The sequence below is a fragment of the Kallipyga massiliensis ph2 genome (genome assembly GCF_000311985.1).
Classification (GTDB): Bacteria; Bacillota; Clostridia; order Tissierellales; family Peptoniphilaceae; genus Kallipyga; species Kallipyga massiliensis.
The window spans coordinates 1384007-1409534 of sequence record NZ_HE978585.1 but is presented as its reverse complement, the minus strand read 5'-3'; the positions used below and the strand labels follow the sequence as shown (position 1 = coordinate 1409534).

The window sequence follows — 25528 nt, the reverse complement described above, 5'->3', positions numbered from 1 at the left end:
TGAAAACGACTATCGAGGAAAAAATTACCCTGAAAGTAGGAGAAGAATGGACCAGATCGTACTTGAAAGTTTAGAATTTGATAAGGTCTTGGACCGCCTGGCTCATTTCGCGGCTTCCCCCTTGGGAAAGGAAGCGGTGAAAAAGATCAGGCCCCTATCCGACCCTAACTACCTGAACCAAATCCAAGAGGAGACCCAAAATGCGGTTGACCTCCTTCTGGCCTATTCCAACCCTCCTCTCTTCGGGATCTATCCGGTCCGCCCTGCCGTGAAGCGGGCCAGCTTGGGCGGCATCCTTTCCATGGGGCAGCTTTTGGAAATTGCCGAAGGCCTCCGGGTAGCCAGGGCCCTCATCGACTACTGCAAGGAAGCGGAGGCCAGCTATTTTGTGGGCGAAATCCGGTCCCTCTTTGTCCAAAAGGCCCTGGAGGAAGCCATCACTTCCGCCATTGAAGCCGAAGGGGTCATGAACGATTCCGCCTCTCCTGCCCTCTTCCGGATCCGTCGGGCCATCAAGGCCAAGCAGGACTCGATCCGGGGGAAACTCAACGACATCATGATTTCCGCCGGTCAGGCGGGTCATCTGAGCGAAAATATCATCACCATGCGGGATGGCCGCTATGTCCTCCCGGTTAAGGCCAAGTCCCGGGGATCCTTCCGGGGCCTGGTCCATGACCAATCCGCATCCGGGGCTACGGTTTTCATGGAACCCCTGGCCATTGTGGAGCTCAACAACGAAATTCGGGAACTGGAAGGGGAGGAAAAGGAAGAAATCCAGCGGATCCTGGCGGATTTTTCCATGGAAGTGGCCGACTTTGCCGATGAAATTTCCGGAAACGAAGGCAAGCTTCAATACATCGACAAGACCTTTGCCAAGGCCAAGTATGCCCTGGAGATCCGGGGATCCCGGCCGGTCTTTACCGATGACCGGTCGATCGACCTTAAGGAAGCCCGCCACCCCCTCCTGGGTAAGGAAGTGGTCCCCATCGACTTCTCCTTGGGTAAGGACTTCAGCACTTTGATCATCACCGGGCCCAACACGGGAGGAAAGACGGTTACCCTAAAAACGGTAGGTCTCCTCCAGGTCATGGGCCAATCCGGCCTCCAAATTCCCTGTCGGTCCAACTCCAAACTGGGGGTATTCAAGTCCATTTATGCCGACATTGGGGACAAGCAGTCCATCGAACTTTCTCTCTCCACCTTCTCGGCCTCTATGGACAACATCATTAAAATCTTGGCCAATGCGGATTCCCGTTCCCTCCTCCTCTTTGATGAGATCGGTTCGGGAACGGACCCGGTGGAAGGGGCTGCCCTGGCTATGGCTATTTTAACCCGATTGACCCGGCGGGGAATCCGGACCGTGGCCACCACCCATTACAGTGAGCTCAAGCTCTTTGCCATCCGGTCTCCCGGAGTCCAGAATGCCTCGGTGGAATTCGATGTTCAAACCCTTTCACCCACCTACCGCCTCCAAATCGGCCTTCCCGGCCGGTCAAACGCTTTTGAGATTACCAAGCGTCTGGGTATGCCGGAAGACCTCTTGAATGAAGCCAAGAACCTGGTGGATTCCGACTCCGTCCAATTTGAAGATGTTCTTCAGGACATTGAAAAGAGCCGGGAGGAAACCCGACTGGCCCGGGAAAGCATGGAAAGGAAAAAGCAAGACTACCAGGCCAAGCTCTCCGCCATGAAAGCGGACCTTGACCGGTCCAAGGCGGACTATGAGAAAAAGTTGGAGTCGGCCAAAAAGGAGGCCAGGGACCTGGTCCAGGAGGCTCGTGACCAGGCCCAGCGGATGCTCCGGGAGGCCAAGAAGGCCATTGACCAGGTAGAGGATACCCGGGGACTGGACCGGGCCCTGACTTCAGTCAATGACCAGGCCAAGGCTATGGAAGGACGCTTGGGCGGACCGGACCTGTCAAAGAGGAAGAAGGCCCCCCACCAAGCCCCACAAGGGCTCAAGTCGGGGGAGGCTGTTGAAATCCTCACTATTGGAGATGAGGGCAGGATCGTGGAAGGCCCGGATAAAAACGGGGATGTCATGGTCCAGGTAGGGATCCTCAAGGTCAAGGCCAATGTCAAAGACCTGCGGAGGATTGAAGATGACCGGGATTCCTTGCCCAACCAGACCCAGACCCGGCTGATCATTCAGCGCAGGAAGGATGCCGGCATATCTTTGGAATTGGACCTCCGGGGAGAGCGATACGAGTCGGCCTTGGACCGGGTGGACCGGTACTTGGATGATGCCGTTTTAGCCGGGATGGAAAAGGTCCGGATCATCCATGGCAAGGGGACGGGAGCCCTGAGACAAGGGGTCCAGGACCTTCTTGCCAGAGACCGACGGGTCAAGTCCTATACATTTGCCAAGCCGGACCAGGGTGGGACCGGTGTGACCGAAGTGGAACTCAAGTAAAGGGAGGAAGAATGAAAGATTTTCAACTGGTTTATCGGAGACTATTTAAGGATATCAAGGACTCTATCAGAGGCCTGCCGGTCCTGATCTTAGCCTTTATTTTATATTTGACGGTGACCAGCCTGGTCAACACGATCTTTGCACAGATGGGCAATTCCATCCTGAGTGGATTTATCCGCTGGTTTATCCAACTGGCCATCCTGACCCACCTGGCCGGCCTCATGACCCGACTCCTCCGCAGGGGGAGTCTGAGCCAGGAGGATTTAATCGAATACGACCATGGCTACCTTGCCCCCTTAAGTCAGGTCTACTTCGTCTTTTACCTGGTGGAAATGGCGGCGACCAGCCTGGGTCGCCCCCTCATGGCCTCGACCGGCTATCTTGTTCTTTTCCTTGTCTGGTCGGTCTTTACCAGCCCGGCCTACGAAGCCGTCTACCAGTCCGGAGAAACGATGAATACCATCTTCCCCTCCCTCTTGAATTTTTGGAAAGAAAATATCCTCCTCATCCTTCCCTATGCTTTGGTAGCTATCCTCATCTACCGGGGTCTGGGAATGGGTTGGACCATCATGGCTTCAATCCCGGGGACAGGATCCTTCCCTTATATCCTGGGGTTGGCTGTCCTTAAAGCCATTTACTACTACACCAAGGGGCTCCTTTACCGGATCCTATCCGAGACCTCCAAGAGGTCCCGGGCCTACCATGAAAGGAGCCGGTCTTGAGACTTGAGGATTACTTCATCCAATTTACTAAGGAACTCGCCTACCTGGACTTGAAGGAAGAAGCCCAAAAGAAGTGGGGGATTGGTCCCCTTCCTATGCCCATCCGGGTTCAAGACTTTCTGGGAGGAATCCAAGAAGGACAACTGGACCGGGAGATTGACTATTCTTATTTTGTGAAGGGAATGATTTGGAACCTGGGGATCGATCCCGACTTTATTCATGCCAAGGATTATTTGGACCTTTTGAAAAGGACGGTCAAGGAAGCGGACCGATTTGCTCTGAATATGGGCCTGGAGGCAGCTGCAGAGGGGAAGAGCCGGGAGGCCCTGATCGCCTTCCGGGCGGCCGGGATCATCAACCCGGATAATCTCTCCGCCCAAGTCCACTTCGGAGACCTCCTTTGGCGGATTCCCTCTTTGAGCGAGGAGGACCAGGCGGATATGGTCCACCAAGCTTCCCATATTATGGAGGAAGCCTTGAACAAAGACGACCACTCGCCCTTGGCCAACACCGCCTTAGGACAAATTAACGAAGGGATGGGGCATTTTTCTAAGGCAACAGCCTACTATCAGCGGGCCCTGGAGTGGGCGGAGGACCCCGAGGTCAAGGAAGAAGTTCGCCGGGCCTTGGAGAGGATCGAACCGGAGACCGAGATCGAATCCGCCCTCTACTTCATGCGCCGGGCCGATTATGGCCAGGCGGTGGACATCCTCAGCAAGCTGGGCCAAAAGACCCGACGCTATGATGTATTCTATTATCTGGGTCTCTCCTATCAAAATATGTCCGCCTATGACCTGGCGGCCGGTGCCTTCCAGGAGGCCCTGGACCGGGGTGGAGACTTTGAAGACCTCTATAATGGTTGGGTCTATGCCCTGACTGCCTGGGGGAAGAGGGACCAGGCCCTGGCTGCGGCAAATAAGGGTTTGGACCACTATCCTTCCGCCCTCCGCCTTCGCTATAACCGGGCCATCCTCCTTTTCCTTGCCGGAAAAAAAGACAAGGCCATGGAGGATATCAATGAGCTCCTATCCTATGATGACCTTTCGGATGAGTTCTTCAATGAAATCATGTCCTTACGAGAGGAAATTTTTCAATAAAAAGGACCCCTACCAGCCTTTCGCTGGATAGGGGTCCTTTTTCTTATCCTTGAATTATTTTCCTTGGGCAACCAGGAGCTTGGCAATCTCATCGGCCTTTCCGCAGCCGGTGGTCAGGATCAGGTCGTCGGGAGTCACCTTATTCTTCAGGTAGTCCACCACATCCTGGTAGGTCTCCCGGTAGACCGCCCGGTCGCCGTGAGCCTGGACCTTCTCCACCAATTCCTCCGACCGGACAGACCCGTCGTCTTCTTCCCGGGCTCCGTATATTTTTGTGATGACCGCCTCATCGCAGTCCCCGAAGGTCTTGGCAAAGTCAGCCATCAGAGTCCGGGTTCGGGAGTAGGTATGGGGTTCAAAAACGCAGTAGAAGCGACCCTTGACATGGGGGTGGATGGTTTCCAGGGTGGCCTGGATTTCCGCCGGGTGGTGGCCATAGTCGGTCAAGACCCGGGCACCATGGAAGGTCCCCATATCTTCCATCCGGCGGTGGAGAGACCGGTAGGCTTCTAAGCCCTTCTTGATGGTTTCCATGGAGAGACCGGCTTCCCGGGCAGCCAGGCTGGCCGCCATGGCATGGCGAATGTTAAAATCACCGAGGACACCCAGTTTGATCTCCAAGCGAGTCCCGTCCTTGAAAACCAGGTTGAAGAAGGGCTGACCCAGGTCGCTATAGACGATGTTTTCCACATGGACATCCGCTTCCGGATTGGTCATGGAGAAAAAGGCCACCCGACCCTTGACGAAGTCCTTTAGGGTCCGGGAATAGGGATCATCCAGGTTGAGGATGGCCAGGCCGTCCTGGGGGATGTTTTCCATATAGCGCTCAAAGGTATGGATAATGTCCTCTAAATCCTTAAAGTAATCCAAGTGGTCGGCATCGATATTGAGGACGACGGCGATAGAAGGATAATAGAATAAAATATTTCCTTTATATTCGCAGCCTTCGGCCAGGAAGATATTTCCATCCCCGGTCCGGCAGTTTCCGCCCATCTCATCCAAGGCTCCGCCAATCAGGATGGTGGGGTCCCGGTCCTCCGCAGCCATGAGGATTTCCGCCATCATGGAGGTGGTGGTGGACTTCCCATGGGCACCGGAGATAGCGATGGAATGGGTGTAATTTCTCATGATGGCCCCCAGGACCCGACCTCGGGAGACGACAGGTCGGCCGGTTGCCCGGGCGGCCTTCAGCTCGGGGTTGGATTCCGGGATGGCATCGGTATAGACAAAGAGGTCCTGGTCTTGGATGTTTTCGGCCTTCTGCCCAAAGACGATGGGAATCCCCTTATTTTGTAGGTGTTGGGTGTAGGATCCTTCCTCTCGGTCGGACCCGGTAACGGTGAACCCTTTATCGAATAAAAGTTCGGCAATTCCGGACATGGAGGTGCCTCCGATGCCGATAAAGTGTATACTCTTTATTTGGGACCTTTTAGGGTCCAGATCAATCGTAAACATGCTTCCTCCTTCACATGAAATCAACTCATGATAACACAAAAAGGGACCTCATGGGACGGCCGGCCCTCTTGCGGGGGAGGAATGTGTATAATGAAAAGGAAATATTCAACCCTAGATATTTACAGCTGGGGGAGTGGCCATGGAATGGTGTGGAATCCATTTGGGAGGACTTGTATGAAAGCTGTTATTTTGGACAATAAATTTACCAAAGAACTGAAGGAGGAAGGAGGAGAGGATCTTCTTTCCCTAATGAATCATTCGCTGAGAGAATTAGTGGAAACCGCCTGTCGGGAAGGGGGCCTGGATCCCGTTCCCTTATCGGACTTATCGGGGGATGAAAAGGAAGTCTTTTTTATCTCTGTCGGCTTTCCCCTTCCACTGGGGGAGGCGGTCCGCGAGTTTCTCGACTCCGGGAATACGGCCTTTCTCTCCGAGGAAGAGGAAATTCTTGCCTATCGATGGGTGAAAGAGGAAGATAATGGTGACCTCCTTATCCAACTGAAGGGCCAAAGCCCTGTCTTTGAAGACCTGGTTCCCCTGTTTGACCACCGGGATGGAGAATTCTCCGGTTACGACTTGGGCCTTCCCCATATTACCGATTTTGCCAGCCTGCCCATTGCTGCCCATGCCATCCATGGAGCCGTTAACTACCGATTCATGAAGGCCGGTGTTCGGATTGACCGCCCCTTCGACACGGTGATTGATCCGGAGGCAAAAATCGGGAAAGGGACCTGGATTCAAGGGGCCGTTCGGATCACCGGGAAGACGGTCATTGGGGAAGGCTGCCGGATTACCGACGGCAGTGAAATTGACAATTCTACGATTGGGAATGGGGTCGTGATTAAATCCTCGGTTATCGAATCCTCCGTTATGGAAGAGGGGTCCAATATCGGCCCCTTCTCCCACCTCCGCCCCCAAGCCTATATCGGGGAAAATGTCCATATTGGAAACTTTGTCGAGGTAAAAAAGGCCAGCTTGGGCCGGGGAACCAAGGCCGGTCACCTGGCCTACATTGGGGATGCCCAGGTAGGGGAGGAGGTCAACATCTCCTGCGGGGTCATCTTCTGCAATTATGATGGGAAAAATAAACACCGGGCCCTGGTGGGCGACGGCGCCTTCATTGGGTCCAATGCCAACCTGGTCGCCCCGGTCGAGGTGGAAAAAGAAGGCTTTATTGCGGCCGGATCCACCATCAGCTCAAAGGTTGAGGAGGGGGCCCTGGTTGTTGAAAGGGCAGAGGTAAAAAAGATTCCCGGTTATGTAGCCAGGAGGAAGGCAAAGGGGAGTCTTTAAAGGGGACAATTTTCTATGAAATCCCGGGGGAGAAAAGCGCCCGCCCAAGATTCCTTGGTATATAATGGATAAGGATTTGTCGCTGATAACGTTAGGAGGAAGCATGGATGCACGTGGAATGAAGATCTTTTCCGGATCTTCGAACCGAAAGTTGGCGGAGGAAATTTGCTCCATTCTAAAGAAGCGTTTAGGAGATATGGAACTCAACCACTTTGCGGATGGCGAAATTCAGGTCAAAATCAATGAAACGGTTCGTGGGTATGATGTCTTTTTGATCCAGCCCACTTCCTATCCGGTGAATGAGCACTTGATGGAAGTCCTCATCATCTGCGATGCCCTGAAGAGGGCTTCAGCCAACCGGATCAATGTCGTGATGCCCTACTATGGATATGCCCGCCAGGACCGGAAGACAGCCGGCCGGGAACCCATTACGGCAAAATTGGTGGCCGACCTTCTGGAAGCTGCCGGTGTGGACCGGGTAATCACGGTTGACCTCCATGCCGGCCAGATTCAGGGCTACTTCGATATTCCCCTGGATCACTTGGCCGCAGGCCACCTCCTGGCCCGCTACTTTAAGCCCCTTGTTGATGAAGCTCCCGAAGATTGGGTGGTCGTTTCTCCTGACCTGGGCGGGGTTACCCGGGCCCGAAAGTTCTCCCATGACCTGGATCTCCCCATCGCCATCATTGAAAAAACTCGGCCTCGGCCCAATGAGTCCGTCGTGGAAAACATCATTGGCGATGTCCAGGGAAAGAACTGCATCATCATTGATGACATTATTGACACGGCCGGAACCATTACCAATGCGGCCAACTTCCTAGCTGAAAAAGCAGGAGCAAAAGACGTTTATATTACCGCTTCCCATGCCCTCCTCTCCGGCCCCGCTGTTGACCGGATTGAAGATTCTGCAGTGAAGAAGTGCGTGGTGACCAACTCCGTCCACCTGCCGGAGAGCAAGGAATGCTCCAAAATTGAAGTGGTTTCCATCGGTCCCCAACTGGCCGAAGCCATCCGCCGGATCTACAATTATGAATCGGTAAGCGAGCTTTTCTAATGAGCGAACTTTATGTCATTGTCGGCCTGGGAAATCCCGGGAACCACTATGAAAAGACCCGCCATAATATGGGCTTCCGGGTGGTTGACCGCCTGGCCAAGGACTGGTCGATCTCCGTCAACCAGGTCAAGTGGAAGGCCCTGGTTGGACAGGGCCAACGGGAGGGCCGAAAGGTCCTCCTGGTCAAGCCCCAGACCTATATGAACCTGTCGGGTCAAGCAGTCCAGGCCATTCAAAACTTTTATAAGCTGGATCCCGGTCACCTGATTGTTGTCTATGACGATATCGATATTGAATTGGGCACCATCCGGGTCAAGGGCCATGGGTCTGCCGGGTCCCACAATGGGATGAAGTCCATTGTCTCCTCCCTTTCTACTACGGACTTCCCCCGAATCCGCTTGGCTGTAGGCCGTCGGATGGCCAGCCAGGACCTGGCTGACTTTGTCCTTTCCACTTTCACGCCGGAGGAGGAGAAGGTGGTGGAGGATGAAGTTGATATGGCCTGCCGGGCTGTTGAAACCATCCTGGACCAGGGGGTGGAAGCCGCGATGAACCAGGTCAACGGTTGGGTCTCCGACCGCCTTCCCAAGCCAACGAATGAGGAAGAAAAAGAGAGAATCAACCGGGAAAAAGCCCGTAGGAACCAGGAGGCCTTTATCAAAGAGGCCAAGCGGTGTGGAGAGAAATAAACGATAGAATGAATGTTATTACGAATTTACTGAAATCGGATCGCTATGTAAACCGCTTTCTCCAGGCCCTGGAAGGAGGAGCGAAGAGGGTCTACCTCCATGGCCTCCTTCCGGAGTCAACAGGTCATTTTTTAGTCTTCCTTGCGGAAACTATCAAGCGACCTGTTTTTCTTGTGTCTTCAAGCGAGAAAAGGGCCATGGAATTGACGGAAGGGCTGGAATCCATTTCGGAAGGGAAGGCTTTATACTTTCCCAATGAGGAAATCAATTTTTTCCGGGCAGATTCCGTCATTTCCTCCAACCGGCAAAGACGGATGGAGGTCATGGAGAGGCTGGCTGCCGGAGGTCCCCTGATTGTCACCACCACCCTCCAGGCCCTTTCTCGGCCGGTTAGCCCTCCGGAGGTCCGACTGGCCAACCGTCTCAGTCTGGAACTGGGTCAGGAATACCCGATCGAGGATATCCTGGAAAAACTGGTGACCATGGGCTATGAGCGGGTCATGACGGTGGAACACCGGGGGCAATTTGCCCTCCGGGGTGGAATCATCGATATTTTTCCCCCCTCGGAAAAAAAGGCCTTCCGGATCGAATTCTTTGATGTGGAAGTGGATTCCATCCGGGTTTTTTCCGTAGAGGACCAGAGGTCGACGGATCGCCTTGATCGGATTGAAGTGGGGCCGGCGGAGGAAGTCCTCCTCCGTCCCCAGGATATTCGGGAGGCTCTGAAAAGCCTGAAGAAAGAAGCGGATTCCCTATCCAAGAAGAAGGGGGATAGGGAGGGGGGCCACCTGGAAGATGTCCTCAACCAACTGATCGAAGACTACGAAGAGGGGGGGAAGACGGGGCCCAGCGACTTCCTTCTTCCTTTCCTCCCCCCCGAGACCCTATCCTCCCTGGCTGACTATCTTCCGGAAGAGGGGGTGGTGGTCTTCGAGGACCTGGACCGAATCCTGGAGAAGGAGGAGGACCGGATCCGCATGGAGGCGGAGGACCTGGTCCACCAGATGGAACGAGGAGATATCCTTCCCTCCCATATGAATTTTATTAAAGAAAAGGAGGAAGTCCTGGACGATTTCCGGGACCGGGCCCAGGTCAACCTTTCCCAGATCCTCAAGCAATCTCCCCACTTCCGGGCGGACCAGCTCATCCAGATCCGTTCCATGGGGGTGGAATCCTTCAAAAATCGCTGGGATGACCTGGTTGCCACCCTTAGGAGGAGGCTGGGCCAGGGTTACCGGATCCTCTTTTTGGCCGGATCCTCGGCTCCGGGGATCGCCGACCAGTTCCGCGAGTCCGGTCTGGACAACCAACTCATCCTCCTTCCGGAATCGACCGGTTTGAATGAGAAAGGGGAATTGGATCCGGGTCGGCTCTATGTGGTCAACCGGTCTTATCCCCAGGGATTTCGCTATCCGGATTCCAAGTTAGCCGTCTTAACTATGACGGAGCTTTCCGGGGCAAAAAAGCGGAAAAAGATCCGCCCTAAGAAGAAGGCAGGGAATTTCCTTAATTACCAGGACCTGGATGTGGGGGACTTTGTCGTCCATGAGCTTTACGGAGTGGGTCAATTTAAGGGGACGGAAACCATGTCCATCGGGGGAATCACCAAGGATTTCCTCAAGATTTCCTACCGGGCCTCGGACATTCTTTATGTGCCCACGGATGAGATGGGGATGGTGTCCAAGTACATCTCCAAGGAATCCAAGGCACCCAAATTAAACAGTTTGGGCACAGCGGATTGGAAGAAATCCAAGGCCAGGGTAAAAAAGGCCCTGGATGCCATCGCTGAAGACCTGGTGGCCCTCTATGCGGAAAGGGCCAAGGTCCAGGGCCATGCCTTTGGATCGGATACCCCCTGGCAAGCCAAATTCGAGGAGGACTTCCCCTATGAGGAGACCCCCTCCCAGCTTAGGGCCACCGCTGAAATCAAAGAAGATATGGAATCCATCAAGCCCATGGACCGTCTCCTTTGTGGGGATGTGGGCTATGGAAAAACGGAAGTCGCCCTCCGTGCCGCATTTAAGGCCATTATGGACGGAAAACAGGTGGCCTTCCTCTGCCCGACCACCATCCTGACCCAACAGCATTACCAGACCATCAAGGACCGTTTCCGGAACTTCCCGGCCCGGGTGGAATTCCTCTCCCGCTTTAAGACGACCAGTCAGCAGAAGGAGGTTGTTAAGCAGATCGAGAAGGGGAGTGTAGATATCGTGGTGGGCACCCACCGCCTTCTCTCCAAGGATATCCATTTTCATGACCTGGGCCTCCTCATTGTGGATGAGGAGCAGCGATTCGGGGTCAAGGACAAGGAAAAAATCAAGAAGCGGTGGAAGAATGTGGATGTCCTTACGCTTTCTGCTACGCCCATCCCCAGAACCCTCCAGCTCTCTTTGACCGGGATCCGGGATATGTCCCTCCTGGAGGAGCCTCCGGAGGAGCGCTACCCCACGACTTCCTACGTCATGGAATACGATCCGGGGGTGGTCCAGGATGCGATTGAGCGTGAACTGGACCGGGATGGCCAGGTCTATATCATCCATAACCGGGTCTATGATATCAATAAAATGGCCGGTCATATTCAAAGCCTTGTCCCCGAAGCCAGCCTGGCCGTAGCTCATGGCCAAATGACCACCAACCAGCTGGAAGGAGTTATGGAATCCTTTGTTTCAGGGCAGGTGGACATCCTCCTGGCGACAGCCATTGTGGAGACAGGAATGGATATTCCCAATGTCAACACCCTGGTCGTTCTCAGAGCCGACCGGATGGGCCTCTCCCAGCTCTACCAACTCAAGGGGAGGATCGGACGGGCTGATCGGAGGTCCTATGCCTACTTCACCTACCAAAGGGACAAGGTCCTGACAGAGGATAGCGAGAAACGGCTGAAGGCTATCCGGGATTTCACGGAATTCGGGTCAGGCTATAAGATTGCCATGCGGGACCTGGAACTCCGGGGGGCCGGAAATATTCTCGGCGAATCTCAGTCCGGCCATATTGAATCCATCGGCTATGACCTCTATGTCAAAATGCTGGAGGAGGCTGTTTCTCGGGTTAAGGGGGAGGAAGCCGAAGAGAAGATCCGGGAGATCAATGTGGATATTAAGGCCTCCGCCTATATCCCGGACTCCTATATTGGTCAGTCGACGGAAAAAATAATGATGTATCGACAAATTGCCTCCATAGGTGATGAGGAGGATTATAGTACAATCATTGAGGAACTCATTGACCGTTTTGGCGACCCGCCCAAGTCCGTCATCAACCTGATGGATATTGTTCTGATCAAACGATGGGCTTCCCAGGTGGGCTTCAGCCAGGTCAAAGAAATCGACGATTTCGTCGAATTGAGGTATGATAGTTTTGATTTGTTTAGTGTTGAGGAATTGAAAGAGATTGCAGAGACCTTCCAAGGTCCACTTTCTTTTGATTTTCAAGCTCAACCCAAGTTCAAGGTCAAGTCCTCTCCCCATAAAATTCGGGAGTTGACCAACCTGGTGAACTTTGTACGAAAGCTAAAAGCGAAAACGATCTAATGGAGGAATGAATGAAAAAGCAAGTGAAGAAAATTTTAGCGGGAGGGATGGCTCTTTCCCTACTCTTAACCGGATGTGGTGCCGGAGGAAGCACCTTCGCCACCGTTAACGGGGAAAAGATCGCCCAGGAACGCTATGATGTCCAGTTGGATGTCATCAAGTCCATGATTGCTGCCCAATACCAGCTTCCCGAATCGATTAAAAAACAGCTGGTCCAGGAAGTCGTCATGCGCCAGGACCTGGAGAAGAACGAGGTCAAACTGACGGATGAAGACTATAAGGAAGACTTTGACAAGGCAGTCAAGGCTTATGGTGGAGCAGAGGGTTACCGGAGAACCTTGGAAGTCTTGAAGATCTCCGATGACCAGATGAAGGAGATGCTCAAGTTTGAGACCATCTCCCGTAAGCATAAAGAGATGTATGCCCAAAAGAATGCTCCCTCTGAAGAAGAAATCAAGAAGTATTTTGAAGATAACAAGGAAAGTCTGGTGAAGGTAGATGCCTCTCACATCCTGGTTCCTACAGAAGAAGAAGCCAAGGCAGCCAAGAAGAGAATTGACGGAGGCGAATCTTTTGAAGACGTGGCCAAGGCAGTTTCCAAAGATGGATCATCTGCACAGAATGGGGGTAGCTTGGGCCTCCAGAACCCCGGCAAGTTTGACTCGGTCTTTGCCAAGGCCCTCTTAGCCCTGAAAGAGGGCGAGCTTTCCGAACCGGTGAAAACCCAGTTCGGTTACCACATCATCCGCCTCAACAAAAACTACAACACCGCCGATTCTGTTAAGGATGATATTTTGACTGCCCTGACGGCCAATGCCTACCAGGAATATCTCCAGAAGTTGGTTGACGAAGCCAAGGTGGAATTCCCCGGTGAGAAGAAGGAAGAGGAATCCAGTCAGGCTTCTGACCAATCCGAGGCAGAGTCCGGAGAATCCAAGGAAGGATCCGGCCAGGAGAGCCAATCTTCTGCCGCTGAAGAATCCAAGTAAAGAAGGAAGAAAGATCATCGACAGGTCACTTTCCATTCCAAGTTCAATGGAAGAAATTGATAAAAAACGACCAAGCTTTTATTGGCTTGGTCGTTTTTATTTCTCTCTTTGGGTATAATAAACAGTGAATGTAAAAAATGAATGGTATGAAAAACAAGAAAATTTAGGAGGTTTACTTATGGCAACAAAAGTAGCAATTAACGGTTTTGGACGTATCGGACGTCTGGCTCTTCGTCGTATTCAGACCCTCAACGATATTGATGTCGTCGCCATCAACGACCTGGTAGACAAGAAGTTTTTAACCTACCTCTTCAAGTATGACACCATGCAGGGAACCTTTGATGGGGAGATTAAAGAGACGGAAGAAGGCTTTGAGGTCAATGGCGACCACATCAAAGTCTTTGCTGAGCCGGATGCCTCCAAGCTTCCTTGGAAGGATTTGGACGTGGATGTGGTTTTGGAGTGTACCGGTTTCTATACGTCCAAAGAAAAGGCCCAGGCCCACATCGATGCCGGGGCTAAGAAGGTCCTGATCTCTGCCCCTGTTAAGGGTGACGGTGTCAAGATGATCGTTTACGGCGTAAATGAAGACGTCATTAACGCTGATGATATCATCGTTTCAGGTGCATCCTGCACCACCAACTGCCTCTCTCCCATGGTCAAGGTTTTGAAGGAAAACTTCGGTATCAAGGTTGCCCAGATGTCCACCATCCACGGCTACACAGGAAACCAGGCCATCCAAGACTCCCCCAACAAGGCCAACAACTTCCGCAGAGGCCGTGCCGGCGCCCAGAACATTGTCCCCACCACCACCGGTGCTGCTAAGGCAGTCGGAAAAGTCATTCCTGAAGTCGAGGGGATCATCGACGGTACCGCCCTCCGTGTTCCTGTCGCCACCGGATCCATCACCGAGCTCTACACCGTGCTTGAAAAGAAGGTGACAACGGAAGAGGTCAACGCCGCCATGAAGAAGGCCGCTAACCCCTCCTTTGCCTACAATGAAGACGAAATTGTTTCTTCCGATGTGATTGGAACAACAGCCGGATCCATTTTTGATGCCACCTTAACCAAGGTCGTTGAAACGGGAGACAACCAGCTTGTCAAGACCGTAGCTTGGTATGATAATGAGTACGGATATACCTGCCAGCTGGTTCGGACCCTCGAATACATCACCAAACTTTCTAAGTAATTTGCCCCAAAGGCGGAAGAGGTTAGGCCTTTTCCGCCTTTTTCTCTGTAACCGCCGGACAAGCGATGTCTAGAAAGCTTCCGTTGAAGCTTGTGAAAGGAGATTCTATGGCAAAAAAAACCTTAGATGATATGAATTTTAAGAATCAAAGAGTCTTGGTCCGGGTGGACTTTAACGTCCCCATGGCCAAGGATGGTTCCGGAAAGATCATGGATGATGCCCGGATTCGGGCAGCATTACCGACAATCAACTACCTCATGGACCAGGGAGCCAAGGTCATCTTGCTCTCCCACCTTGGCCGTCCAAAAGGGGAGCCCTCGGAGGCCTTCTCCCTGGCTCCTGTTGCGTCCCATCTCTCCAGCCTCCTGGGACAGGAAGTCCTTTTTGCCGCTTCCGACCGGGTAGTGGATGATGAAGTGGCCAAAAAACTGGCGGGCTTAGAGGCCGGTCATGTGGCCCTCCTCCAAAACACCCGCTTCCGAGCGGAGGAGAAGAAAAACGACCCCGATTTCGCTAAGGATTTAGCCGCCTTGGGTGACCTCTTTGTCAATGATGCCTTCGGAACCTGCCACCGGGCCCACGCCTCCAACGTTGGCCTGGCCAGCCTTTTGCCCTCCTGCTTGGGCCGTCTGGTTCAAAAGGAGGTGGAGGTTATGGGCAAGGCCCTGGACAACCCCGCCCGCCCCTTTGTCGCTATCCTGGGAGGGGCTAAGGTATCCGACAAGATCGGTGTTATCGAAAATCTTTTGGATAAGGTGGACACCATCCTGATTGGCGGGGGCATGGCCTACACTTTCTTAAAGAGTCAGGGACTGGAGATCGGGACTTCCCTTCTTGAGGAAGATAAAATTGACCTGGCCCGGGACCTTCTGAAACAGGCTCGGGAGAAGGGCGTCCAATTCCTTCTTCCCCTGGATGGTGTCATTGCCGACCAAGTAGCTGAAGGTCAGGAAACCAAAGTGGTCAAGATTGACCAGATTCCTTCCGACAAGATGTCCCTGGATATTGGTCCGGAAACCGCCAAGCTGTTTGCAGAAGCCGTTAAAGATGCCGGAACTGTCGTTTGGAATGGCCCCATGGGGGTCTTCGAGATGGAGGATTTTGCCCAAGGTACCTTTGCCGTAGCTAAGGCCCTGGCCGAATGCCCGGGCGTCACCATTGTCGGTGGGGGTGACTCCGCCTCTGCCGTCGAGAAGGCAGGTTATAAGGACAAGATCACCCACGTTTCCACCGGCGGTGGAGCTTCCCTGGAATTCCTTGAAGGAAAGGTCTTGCCCGGCATTGCCGCCATTAGCGATCGATAAGGAGGACGTATGAGAAAACCACTGATTGCCGGAAACTGGAAAATGAATAAAACGCCCTACCAGGCGGGTTTGTTAATCCAGGAGATTAAAAAAATGGACCTGGATGGGGAAGTGGAGGCCCTGGTCTGTGTGCCCTCTATCGACATTCCTTCCGTCCGGGAGGCCATGGAAGGCTCATCCCTCCGCCTGGGCGCAGAGAATTTCTTCTATGAGGAAGAGGGGGCCTATACCGGAGAGGTCTCCGGTCCCATGCTCAAGGACTATGAGGTGGAATACATCATCATCGGCCACTCCGAACGTCGGACCATTTTCAAAGAAGATGACGCCATGATCCAAAAGAAGGTCAAGGCGGCCCTGGACCAAGGCTTCAAGCCCATCCTATGTGTAGGAGAGAGCCTGGAGGAAAGGGAGGCCGGTTTGGCTGAAAAGAAGGTAGCCGGACAACTTGCTGCCGACTTCCAGGGACTGGATGAGGGCGATTTCGACAAGATCGTTATCGCCTATGAGCCTATCTGGGCCATCGGGACCGGGAAGACCGCTTCTTCGGACGATGCCGAGGAAATGTGTGCCTTTATCCGGAAGGAAATCACCAAGTCCTTTGGAGAAAAGGCGGGACAAGCGGTCCGGATCCAATACGGCGGGTCGGTAAAGCCGGGCAATGTGAAAGAAATTATGAGCCGGGAAAATATTGATGGGGCTTTGGTTGGCGGAGCCAGCCTGGAAGCCGAGTCTTTTGCCCAGCTCGTGAACTATAAGAAAAACTGAGGAGGACCTATGTCTGCGATTATTGATATTTATGCACGTCAAGTTCTTGATTCTCGGGGCAACCCCACTGTTGAAGTCGAAGTAACGACTGAAGAAGGCGGCTTTGGCCGGGCCATCGTCCCTTCCGGCGCATCGACGGGCCAGTTCGAAGCGGTTGAACTCCGTGATGGAGACGACAGCTACTATGACGGGATGTCCGTGGAAGATGCTGTGGAAAATGTTAACGGCGAAATCTTTGAAATGCTCCTGGGTTGGGAAGTCACCGACCAGATCGGAATCGATAACATGATGATTGAAGCCGATGGGACGGACAACAAGGCCCGCTTAGGAGCCAACGCCATCTTAGGTGTCTCCCTGGCCTGTGCCCGGGCAGCGGCTGATGAGTGCGGTCTCCTCCTCTACAACTACCTGGGTGGAGTCAATGCCAAGACCTTCCCGGTTCCCATGATGAACGTCATCAACGGCGGAAAGCATGCTGATAACTCCGTTTCCTTCCAGGAATTCATGATTATGCCGGTTGGAGCGGAATCCTGGTCCCAGGCCCTGGAAATGTGCGTCAATGTTTTCCATACCCTCAAGGGAGTGTTAAAGGAAGATGGATTCTCCACAACTGTCGGGGATGAGGGCGGCTTTGCCCCCAACTTCAAGACCGATGAAGAACCCTTTGAGTACCTGGTCAGGGCCATCGAAAAGGCCGGATACAAGCCGGGCGAGGACTTCATGTTGGCAACTGACCCGGCCACGACGGAACTCTATGAAGAAGCCAAGAAAATCGGCAAGGATGGCTATTACTTCTGGAAGACCGACCAGTTTAAGACTGCCGATGAGATGATCGACTTCTGGGAAGAGATGGTCGACAAGTATCCCATCATCTCCATTGAAGATGGTTTAGCGGAAGAGGACTGGGATGGCTGGAAGAAACTGACTGACCGCCTGGGCGATAGGGTCCAGCTGGTCGGGGATGATCTCTTTGTCACCAATCCTGCCCGGCTGAAGAAGGGGATCGACATGGGGGTGGCCAATGCCATCTTGATCAAGGTCAACCAGATCGGTACTTTAACCGAGACCCTGGACGCCATCGAAATGGCCAAGAGGGCCGGCTACACTGCCATTATCTCCCATCGTTCCGGGGAGAGTGAGGATACCACCATTGCTGACTTGGTTGTGGCTACCAACGCCGGTCAGATCAAGACAGGGGCTCCCTCCAGAACCGACCGTGTTGCTAAATACAACCAACTCCTCCGGATCGAGGACTATGTCGGTGAGGACGGAAAGTACGAAGGAATGGATTCCTTCTACAACATCAAACGGAATAAGTAAGCAGAATGAGCATGAAAGAGGGGAAAGGGCATGGGTCTTTTCCCCTCTTTTTTCTTTCTCTAAAAAAGGCTTTCCCTCTTCCAAAACCAGCTTTTCTTTTCCAATAACCTATTGCTAAAACAGGCATTTCAACTTAAAAAAAGAGGAGTTGAAGAAAGTGGGCAAAGGAAAACCTTTCATATGGTCGAATCTTCCTGGCAATAATGGTAAAATAAGAAAAGATGATTGACCTGGATTGGAGGATCTTATGAGAAATCAGAACCAAATCTGTGCCATGCTCCTGGCCGGCGGTCAGGGGTCCCGGTTGAAAGACCTGACCAAAGATACGCCTAAACCCGCGGTTCCCTTCGGAGGGAAATATCGGATTATTGACTTTGCCTTGTCCAATGCCACCCACTCGGAAATCAGGGACATTGGTGTCCTGACCCAATACAAACCCTATAAGCTCAATGAGCATATCGGGATCGGGGATGCCTGGGACTATGACCGGACCAAGGGAGGTCTCCGCATGCTCTCTCCCTACTACAATGAAGAGGGAGGACGCTGGTATGAAGGGACGGCCAATGCTATCTATGAGAATATTGATTTCCTGGACCGGATCGATCCCCAGTACGTTCTGATCCTTTCGGCTGACCATATCTACAAAATGGACTATAATGACCTCCTCCTTCTCCATAAGAAGAAAGGGGCGGAGTGTACAATCGCCGTTATGGAAGTGCCTTGGGACGAGGCCTCTCGCTTCGGGATTATGAATGCGGATGAGTCCGGCCGGATCATTGAGTTTGAAGAAAAGCCGGAAAAGCCTAAGTCTAACCTGGCCTCCATGGGAATCTATATGTTCAATTGGCCCACCCTCCGTCGTCAACTGATCCGGGATTATAACGATAAAAATTCTTCCTACGATTTCGGAAAGGATATCATTCCCCACATGTTGGCGGAAGACCTTCCCCTCTATGCCTACCGTTTTGATGGCTATTGGAAGGATGTGGGGACGGTGAAATCCTATTGGGAAGCCAACCTGGAGATGATCGACCCGAATAACGGGCTGGATATTTATGATAAGTCCTGGCAGATCTACACCTCGGCCAAAAACCTCCCTCCCCATTATTTGGGTAAGGATTCTAAGGTGACCAATTCCCTGGTTAATGAGGCTTGCAACATCTTAGGCCAAGTGGAGCATTCTGTTCTCTTTGCCAATGTCACGGTGGAAGAAGGAGCCCTGGTCAAGGACTCCGTCATCCTTTCCGACTGCGTCATTAAGAAAAATGCCAAGGTCAACCGTGTTGTCATGAACGAGGGAGAAACCATTGAAGAAGGCGTTGAGATCGGTAGTGAAGACCTGTCTTCGGTCTACCTTGTTTCGGATGGCAAGGTCAATAAAGAATAGGAGGCCAAGATGAAAAATTGCAGTGGAATTATTTTAAGCCCGGGGAACAATGAGGATTTCGGTCCCCTTGTAAAGACCCGTCCTGACTATATGATCCCCTTCGGTGCCCGCTACCGGATTATCGACTTTTGCCTATCCAACATGGCCAATTTTAACGTTTCCCACGTTATGCTTTATGCAGGATCCAACATCCGCTCCACCATCGACCACATTTCCGACGGCTCCGACTGGGAGCTTAACCGGAGGTCAAACGGCCTCCTGATCAACCCTCGGGTGGAAAACTCTCAGACCGGAAAGCACTCCGATGTTGAAACTTTCTTTGGTTCTCTGCCTTTTTATGAGAATATGGCCCATGAAAACCTCTATATTGAGAACCCCATGGCCATTTCCAAGGTCAACCTCCAGGAAGCCTACAACACCTTCATCGAGGGGGACTACGATATTCTTATTCTCTATTCTGAGGAAAATGATAAAGACGGCCGTTACAATGGGATGAATAAGCTGATTTTGGATGAGAATGGTCGGCTGATTAATATCGGCTACAACCTGGGGACCAACCCCAAGATTGAGCTCCAAATCGGCCGCTACTTCATCAAAAACAAGGTCTTCATTGACCTGGTTAAGGATGCCATGGAAAAGGGGAATGCCAACAACCTGATCCAAGCGGTCCTCAACAACAAGACCCGGCTGAAGATCGGAACCTACAAAGTGGAATCCAAACTTTTCTATAACCACGATATTGATAGCTACTACCATGCCAATATGGCCCTTTTGGATGCGGAATCCTACCGGGAAGTCTTCCATAAAAACGGGATGGTCTATACTAAGTCAAAGGATGAGCCCTCCACCCTCTATACGGAGACGGCCAAAATGTCCAATTCTCTGGTGGCTAACGGCTGCATCATTGAAGGAGAAGTGGAGAATTCCGTCCTTTTCCGTGGAGTCCACATCCATAAAAATGCCATTATTCGGAACTGTATCATCAACCAGGGGACAGAAATCGAGGAGAATGCTGTTTGCGTCAATACCATCACTGACAAGAATGCCCTGGTGGGGTCCGGAGTCACCGTAGCCGGGTCGGCCAACAACCCCTATATGATTGGGAAGGACCAGGCCATCACCAACCCTGGCCTAATTTAAGGGGGTAAGCGTAATAATGAATATTTCTTTCCGGTAGAATGACCGGGAAGATTTGAAGTGAAGGAGGAAGCTTGAATATTTTATATGTCGCAGCGGAAGCAACACCTTTTATTAAAACCGGGGGTCTGGCGGATGTGGCCGGATCCTTGCCCCAAGCCCTGGCTAAGCTGGGCCAGGATGTCCGGGTCTGCCTTCCCCTCCATGGAAAGATCCCGGGAAAATATACGAGAGACCTGATAAAGATTACCGACTTTTATGTCGATATCGGTTGGAAGCATGAGTATTGCGGGGTTTATGAGCTGGTTACCGAGGGAGTAACCTTTTATTTCCTGGACAACAAGTATTACTTCAATCGGCCCAGCCTCTATGGCCAGTTTGACGATGGTGAAAGGTATATCTTCTTCGCCAAGGCGGCTGCTCGCTTGCCCAGGGTTTTGGATTGGCCGGTGGATGTCATCCATGCCAACGACTGGCATTCCGGGCTTGTTCCTGTCTTTGTCAACGACTACCGGACAGGGGATGCCTTTTATAAGGACGTCAAGACAGTCCTGACCATCCACAACCTCAAGTACCAGGGTCAGTTCGCCATGGACCTCTTCTATTGGACCAACCTCAATGGTTTCTATGCTTCCGACTATGACTTGAAGTTTTATGACACCATCAACTTCCTCAAGGGTGGGATTGTCCACTCGACAAAGGTAAATACGGTTTCGCCCACCTATGCGGAGGAAATCCACTACCCCTTCTTTTCAGAGGGAATGGAGAATGTCATCAACGCCTATGCTTTCAAGATTTCCGGCATATTGAACGGGATTGATACGGACAAGTGGAATCCGGAAAGGGATCCCCACATCGCAGCCAATTATTCCATCAGCAATTTGGAGGGAAAGAAGACCTGTAAGAAGGCCCTCCAGGAGCTTTGTGGCCTCCCGGTCCGCTCGGATGTTCCTCTCTTTGCCATGGTTTCCCGCTTGACGGCCATGAAGGGCCTGGACCTGGTCCGCTATATCATGGATGAATTCCTCCAGGAGGACGTCCAGTTTGTTGTCCTGGGGACAGGGGATGAAACCTATGAAGAGATGTTCCGCTATTTTGCCCATAAGTACCCGGAGAAGTGTGCTGCCCACATCTATTATTCGGATAAGGAAGCCAACCAGATCTATGCCGGAGCCGACCTCTTCCTCATGCCTTCGGTCTCCGAGCCCTGCGGCCTCTCCCAGATGATTGCCATGCGGTATGGGACAGTACCCCTGGTCCGTGAAGCCGGCGGCCTCATGGATTCGGTGGACGCCTACAACAAATACGAAAAAACCGGGGAAGGCTTCCGCTTTGCCCACGTCAATGCTCATGAACTCCTTTATGCCATGCGAAGCGCTGTGGAAGTTTATGTGAATCAGCCTGATGACTTCCGCCTGCTCATGAAGAATGGAATGAAGAAGGATCTGTCATGGAAGGCATCCAGTAAGGAATATTTAAAGCTTTATGAATCGCTCTGGTAAAATTTCTTGGACCAATCAGACCCTCCCCAGGGAGGACATAATCAATGAAAGAGGACGGCTAGACAGGCTGGAGGAAGAGGCCCGGACTCAAAGCCTGGGCTTGGACTACCGAAAGGATCGGTCCATCTTCCGGGTATGGGCTCCTCAACGGGAGGAAGTCCTCCTCCATCTCTACCGGAATAGGGAGGATCGGGAGGGCTTTTGCCTACCTATGGATAAGGCAGGAGGAATCTTCCAAGCCCGGGTTGACCGGGACCTGGACGGCTTCTACTACACCTACCGGGTTGGGGACCAGGAAGTGACCGACCCCTATTCTCTGTCGGCCTCCCTCAATTCCCGTTGCACAGCCATTGTCAATATGGAAGAGACCAACCCGCCGGGCTTTTCCTCTTCTTCTTTTGTTGACACCCCTCCAGACCAAGCCATTATCTACGAAGTCCATGTGGGGGATTTTACCTTTGACCGGACCTCCGGGGTCAAGTGTGCCGGAAAATTTTTGGGGATGGTGGAGGAGGGAAGGAAGTACCACTTTACTTCCACCGGCCTGGACCACCTGAAGAAGTTGGGGATCACCCATGTCCACCTTATGCCCATCAATGACTTCATCTCAGCAGATGAGGATCCGGAAGCCTTTGGCCGGGAGGATAACTATAATTGGGGCTATGATCCGGAGCTCTACAATGTGCCGGAGGGGTCCTATGCCAGCTGCCCGGACGATCCCAAGTCCCGGATCCGGGACTGCAAGGCCATGATCCAGGCTCTTCATGAGGCGGGTATCGGGGTGATTATGGATGTGGTCTATAACCACACCTGGAAGTCCTACGATTCCAACCTTAACATTCTGGCACCGGGCTACTATTACCGGTCCAGCCATGGCCTTTTCACCAACGGGTCTGGCGTGGGCAATGAGCTGGCTTCTGAAAGAACCATGGTTCGAAAACTGATCATCGACTCCCTTCTTTTCTGGCAGAAGGAATACAAGGTGGATGGATTCCGCTTTGACCTCATGGCCCTAACAGACCGGGAAACCATTGATCTTGCCCTTGCCCGTCTCCGGGAGGTTAATCCCAATATACTGGTTTATGGAGAACCCTGGACAGGTGGGCCTTCCGGCCTGGATTTCAAAGACCAGGTTCGTTGGTCCGGTCAGGTAGGGAAGGGCTTTGCCCTCTTCAATGAGGTTTTCCGCCAGATGGTCAAGGGAGACAATGATGGCTCGGGCAAGGGTTTTATTCAGGGTGCTGTCGGAAACAGGGAAGTCCTGACCAACGGACTCCTAGGCTCCATCCGGACCGACTCCATAGATGGGGGAGTCCGGGACCCCATTGAATCCATTAACTACTTCAATGCCCATGACAACCTGATTCTGGAGGATAAACTTTCTTTGACCAACCCGGATGGAGACTTAAATGACCCCATGACCCGGCTGGCTTTCGGCCTTCTTCTCACTGCCCAAGGAATTCCTTTTTTCCATGCCGGCAATGAATTTCGCCGGTCCAAGGCAATGAGTCCCAATTCCTATAATGCCCCTTATTCGATTAACGCAGTGAATTGGACCCTCAAGCTCAAGCGCCGGTCTCTTTATCACTATGTCCGTGATTTAATTCAAATCCGCAAGGACTTTCCGGTCTTTCGTTTGGCCAGCGGTCGGTCAGTTCGGGATAGGGTTCGGGTCATTGACCCCCAAAACGATAATATGATCAGCCTGGTTTACCAGGTTGATGAAGGAAATCACCGGGACTACCTCCTGGTCGTCCACCACAATGGATGGAAAGGTGGGGTTATGCCCACTTCCGGCCTCTTCCGGGCCCTAAAGGCCTACCAGCTCTCCATCCAAAAAATTTTCGACCCCAAGGGTAGGGTGGCGTGCAACCGGATAGAAGGAGGGGAGTCAGACCTGCCCTTTATCCATCTTCAACCCCTATCCACCACTATTTTTTCCATTACAAAAGGAGGATCTTATGGACTATAAAAATATCTACCGGGCCTGGTTAGAGGATCCGTCGATTGATGAGGCTTCTAAGGAGGAACTCAGGGCTTTGGAAGGAAATGAGGAGGAAATCAAGGACCGCTTCTATACGCCCCTTGCCTTCGGAACTGCAGGCCTCCGGGGAAAGCTGGGTGCAGGGACCAACCGGATGAACATGTATACTGTTGGGGCTGCCTGCGAGGGTCTAGCCCGCTTTATCGAGAGCCAGGGACAGGATGCCAAGGACAGGGGCGTTTCCATTGCTTATGATGTCCGTCACTTTTCCAAGGAGTTTTCCATTCTGTCCGCAGAGATTTTAGCGGCCCATGGCATTCATGTTTATATTCATACCGAATGCCAGCCGACCCCCCTCCTTTCTTATACGGTCCGAAAGACAGATTCCTTTGCCGGCATTATGGTGACGGCCTCCCATAATCCCAAGGAATACAATGGCTATAAAGTCTATAACGATGAGGGATCCCAGATCCTTGATGACTGGGCTAAGGCCATTGAATCGGAAATCGGACTGGTGATTTCCTATGGAGATATCAAGCGCCTAGCCTACGAAGAGGGCAAGGAGCAGGGGCTGATCGAGGAGATTGCCCAGGACCTGATCGAAGACTATATCCAGGACATCCTGGAATTACCCATCCACGACCAATCCATTGATAAAAATATTAAAATTGTCTACTCCCCCCTTAATGGAGCCGGAAATAAACTGGTCCGTCGGATCTTTAGGGAAAGAGGATTTGACAATATCCACATCGTCAAGGAACAGGAAAATCCCGATCCCGACTTTACCACCATCGGCTATCCAAACCCTGAGGATCCCAAGGCCTTTGCCCTTTCAGAGAAGCTGGGCAAGGAAGTGGGGGCCGACCTCCTCTTTGCCACCGATCCGGACTCCGACCGGTGCGCCTTGGAAGTCCGAAATTCGGAAGGGGACTTTGTCTTCTTTGATGGGAATAAGGTAGGGGCCCTGATTGGCTACTACATTATTTCTGAACGCCAGGCCAAGGGGACCCTGCCGGAAAACGGGGCGGTGCTCAAGTCCATTGTTACCGGAGACCTCCTGGCGGCCATTGCTGAGGATTATGGGGTGGAGTGCTTTGAAGTCCTCACCGGCTTTAAAAATATAGCCGCTCCTGTCAATGAATGGGATGAGACCGGAGAATTTGAATACTTGTATGGATTTGAAGAATCCATTGGCTACAATCCCAGCAAATTTGTCCGGGATAAGGATGCCGTCTCTTCAGCCATGATGATTGCGGAGATGGCCGCCTTCTACCGGGCCCAGGGCAAGAGTCTGCTCGATGTCTTGGATGAGCTCTATGAGGAATATGGCTACTACAATAACCGGCTCAAATCCACCGTCCTGGAAGGCATTGATGGGAAAGAAAAAATCAACCGGATCATGGAAGAATTCCGGGCCAATCCCTTGGAGAAGATCGCCGATATGACCCTGGATGAAGTCATTGACTACGAAAGGGATGACACAGGCTTGCCCAAGTCCAACGTCCTCCGCTATTTCTATGATGACGGGTCCTGGTATGCCATCCGTCCTTCCGGAACAGAGCCCAAAATCAAGGTCTATATGTACTCAGTAGGGGAGGACCTGGAGGATTCGGAAAGAAAGCTGACGGCTTTTGAGAATGCCACGGATGATGTCTTCGCCTCTGTCCAATAAAGACTTTCTTGATGGGCCCTGCCTTTCGG

General features: G+C 52.4%; 18 protein-coding genes. 17 read left to right on the top strand and 1 reads right to left on the bottom strand.

Going from position 1 to position 25528, the window contains the following annotated elements; genetic code table 11:
- Positions 1-46 precede the first annotated feature (46 nt).
- The 3 genes from HGKM_RS06425 to HGKM_RS06415 are packed head-to-tail and all read left to right on the top strand — an operon-like array spanning position 47 to position 4232.
- Positions 47-2413, top strand: coding sequence for an endonuclease MutS2 (locus tag HGKM_RS06425; RefSeq protein ID WP_019134515.1), 2367 nt, complete (start codon positions 47-49; stop codon positions 2411-2413).
- Between the two features lie 11 nt (positions 2414-2424).
- Positions 2425-3135, top strand: a complete 711-nt coding sequence (locus HGKM_RS06420) for a hypothetical protein (RefSeq protein ID WP_019134514.1) — start codon at positions 2425-2427, stop codon at positions 3133-3135.
- On the top strand, positions 3132-4232 hold the full coding sequence (locus HGKM_RS06415) for a tetratricopeptide repeat protein (protein ID WP_019134513.1): 1101 nt from the start codon (positions 3132-3134) through the stop codon (positions 4230-4232). The genes HGKM_RS06420 and HGKM_RS06415 overlap by 4 nt, the downstream gene beginning before the upstream one ends.
- Before the next feature lie 54 nt (positions 4233-4286).
- On the opposite strand, the gene murC is transcribed toward HGKM_RS06415, so the two are convergent.
- Positions 4287-5687 carry a UDP-N-acetylmuramate--L-alanine ligase gene (gene murC / locus HGKM_RS06410; RefSeq protein WP_019134512.1) on the bottom strand — a complete coding sequence of 467 codons (1401 nt, stop codon included), beginning with the start codon at positions 5685-5687 and terminating at the stop codon, positions 4287-4289.
- A 174-nt stretch (positions 5688-5861) separates the two neighbouring features.
- Here murC and HGKM_RS08305 point away from each other — a divergent pair, with 174 nt between their 5' ends.
- From HGKM_RS08305 to HGKM_RS06340, 14 genes are all read left to right on the top strand, one after another.
- Complete coding sequence (locus tag HGKM_RS08305; protein ID WP_019134511.1) at positions 5862-6980, top strand: hypothetical protein; 1119 nt, start codon at positions 5862-5864, stop codon at positions 6978-6980.
- 103 nt (positions 6981-7083) lie between these two features.
- Entirely contained in the window at positions 7084-8034 is a 951-nt protein-coding gene (locus HGKM_RS06400; RefSeq protein ID WP_019134510.1) for a ribose-phosphate diphosphokinase, read from the top strand.
- Entirely contained in the window at positions 8034-8723 is a 690-nt protein-coding gene (pth, locus tag HGKM_RS06395) for an aminoacyl-tRNA hydrolase (RefSeq protein ID WP_019134509.1), read from the top strand. The genes HGKM_RS06400 and pth overlap by 1 nt, the downstream gene beginning before the upstream one ends.
- Positions 8724-8731: 8 nt before the next feature.
- Entirely contained in the window at positions 8732-12250 is a 3519-nt protein-coding gene (gene mfd, locus HGKM_RS06390; RefSeq protein ID WP_019134508.1) for a transcription-repair coupling factor, read from the top strand.
- Positions 12251-12261: 11 nt separating this feature from the next.
- Positions 12262-13239, top strand: a complete 978-nt coding sequence (locus HGKM_RS06385) for a peptidylprolyl isomerase (protein ID WP_019134507.1) — start codon at positions 12262-12264, stop codon at positions 13237-13239.
- A gap of 178 nt (positions 13240-13417) precedes the next feature.
- On the top strand, positions 13418-14428 hold the full coding sequence (gene gap, locus HGKM_RS06380; RefSeq protein ID WP_019134506.1) for a type I glyceraldehyde-3-phosphate dehydrogenase: 1011 nt from the start codon (positions 13418-13420) through the stop codon (positions 14426-14428).
- A gap of 107 nt (positions 14429-14535) precedes the next feature.
- On the top strand, positions 14536-15732 hold the full coding sequence (locus HGKM_RS06375; protein WP_019134505.1) for a phosphoglycerate kinase: 1197 nt from the start codon (positions 14536-14538) through the stop codon (positions 15730-15732).
- Between the two features lie 9 nt (positions 15733-15741).
- Positions 15742-16497 carry a triose-phosphate isomerase gene (tpiA, locus tag HGKM_RS06370; RefSeq protein ID WP_019134504.1) on the top strand — a complete coding sequence of 252 codons (756 nt, stop codon included), beginning with the start codon at positions 15742-15744 and terminating at the stop codon, positions 16495-16497.
- 9 nt (positions 16498-16506) lie between these two features.
- Positions 16507-17817: a phosphopyruvate hydratase gene (eno, locus tag HGKM_RS06365; protein WP_019134503.1), complete on the top strand. Its 1311-nt coding sequence runs from the start codon at positions 16507-16509 to the stop codon at positions 17815-17817.
- 247 nt (positions 17818-18064) lie between these two features.
- Positions 18065-19204 (top strand): glucose-1-phosphate adenylyltransferase, encoded by a 1140-nt coding sequence (locus tag HGKM_RS06360; protein WP_019134501.1) that lies wholly within the window; start codon positions 18065-18067, stop codon positions 19202-19204.
- Between the two features lie 9 nt (positions 19205-19213).
- A complete protein-coding gene (gene glgD / locus HGKM_RS06355; RefSeq protein ID WP_019134500.1) occupies positions 19214-20344 on the top strand; it encodes a glucose-1-phosphate adenylyltransferase subunit GlgD in 1131 nt (376 codons plus the stop codon).
- Positions 20345-20415: 71 nt separating this feature from the next.
- Positions 20416-21843 (top strand): glycogen synthase GlgA, encoded by a 1428-nt coding sequence (glgA, locus tag HGKM_RS06350; RefSeq protein WP_019134499.1) that lies wholly within the window; start codon positions 20416-20418, stop codon positions 21841-21843.
- Complete coding sequence (pulA, locus tag HGKM_RS06345; RefSeq protein WP_019134498.1) at positions 21827-23815, top strand: type I pullulanase; 1989 nt, start codon at positions 21827-21829, stop codon at positions 23813-23815. The genes glgA and pulA overlap by 17 nt, the downstream gene beginning before the upstream one ends.
- Positions 23805-25499 carry a phospho-sugar mutase gene (locus HGKM_RS06340; protein ID WP_019134497.1) on the top strand — a complete coding sequence of 565 codons (1695 nt, stop codon included), beginning with the start codon at positions 23805-23807 and terminating at the stop codon, positions 25497-25499. The genes pulA and HGKM_RS06340 overlap by 11 nt, the downstream gene beginning before the upstream one ends.
- The last annotated feature ends 29 nt before the right edge of the window (positions 25500-25528 follow it).

Coding starts and splice junctions, on each gene's coding strand:
- HGKM_RS06385 (WP_019134507.1), top strand. CDS start 12,262: ATGAAAAAGCAAGTGAAGAAAATTTTAGCGGGAGGGATGGCTCTTTCC.
- murC (WP_019134512.1), bottom strand. CDS start 5,687: ATGTTTACGATTGATCTGGACCCTAAAAGGTCCCAAATAAAGAGTATA.
- HGKM_RS06340 (WP_019134497.1), top strand. CDS start 23,805: ATGGACTATAAAAATATCTACCGGGCCTGGTTAGAGGATCCGTCGATT.
- tpiA (WP_019134504.1), top strand. CDS start 15,742: ATGAGAAAACCACTGATTGCCGGAAACTGGAAAATGAATAAAACGCCC.
- eno (WP_019134503.1), top strand. CDS start 16,507: ATGTCTGCGATTATTGATATTTATGCACGTCAAGTTCTTGATTCTCGG.
- HGKM_RS06425 (WP_019134515.1), top strand. CDS start 47: ATGGACCAGATCGTACTTGAAAGTTTAGAATTTGATAAGGTCTTGGAC.
- HGKM_RS06375 (WP_019134505.1), top strand. CDS start 14,536: ATGGCAAAAAAAACCTTAGATGATATGAATTTTAAGAATCAAAGAGTC.
- glgD (WP_019134500.1), top strand. CDS start 19,214: ATGAAAAATTGCAGTGGAATTATTTTAAGCCCGGGGAACAATGAGGAT.
- gap (WP_019134506.1), top strand. CDS start 13,418: ATGGCAACAAAAGTAGCAATTAACGGTTTTGGACGTATCGGACGTCTG.
- HGKM_RS06420 (WP_019134514.1), top strand. CDS start 2,425: ATGAAAGATTTTCAACTGGTTTATCGGAGACTATTTAAGGATATCAAG.
- HGKM_RS08305 (WP_019134511.1), top strand. CDS start 5,862: ATGAAAGCTGTTATTTTGGACAATAAATTTACCAAAGAACTGAAGGAG.
- pth (WP_019134509.1), top strand. CDS start 8,034: ATGAGCGAACTTTATGTCATTGTCGGCCTGGGAAATCCCGGGAACCAC.
- mfd (WP_019134508.1), top strand. CDS start 8,732: ATGAATGTTATTACGAATTTACTGAAATCGGATCGCTATGTAAACCGC.
- HGKM_RS06360 (WP_019134501.1), top strand. CDS start 18,065: ATGAGAAATCAGAACCAAATCTGTGCCATGCTCCTGGCCGGCGGTCAG.
- HGKM_RS06400 (WP_019134510.1), top strand. CDS start 7,084: ATGGATGCACGTGGAATGAAGATCTTTTCCGGATCTTCGAACCGAAAG.
- pulA (WP_019134498.1), top strand. CDS start 21,827: ATGAATCGCTCTGGTAAAATTTCTTGGACCAATCAGACCCTCCCCAGG.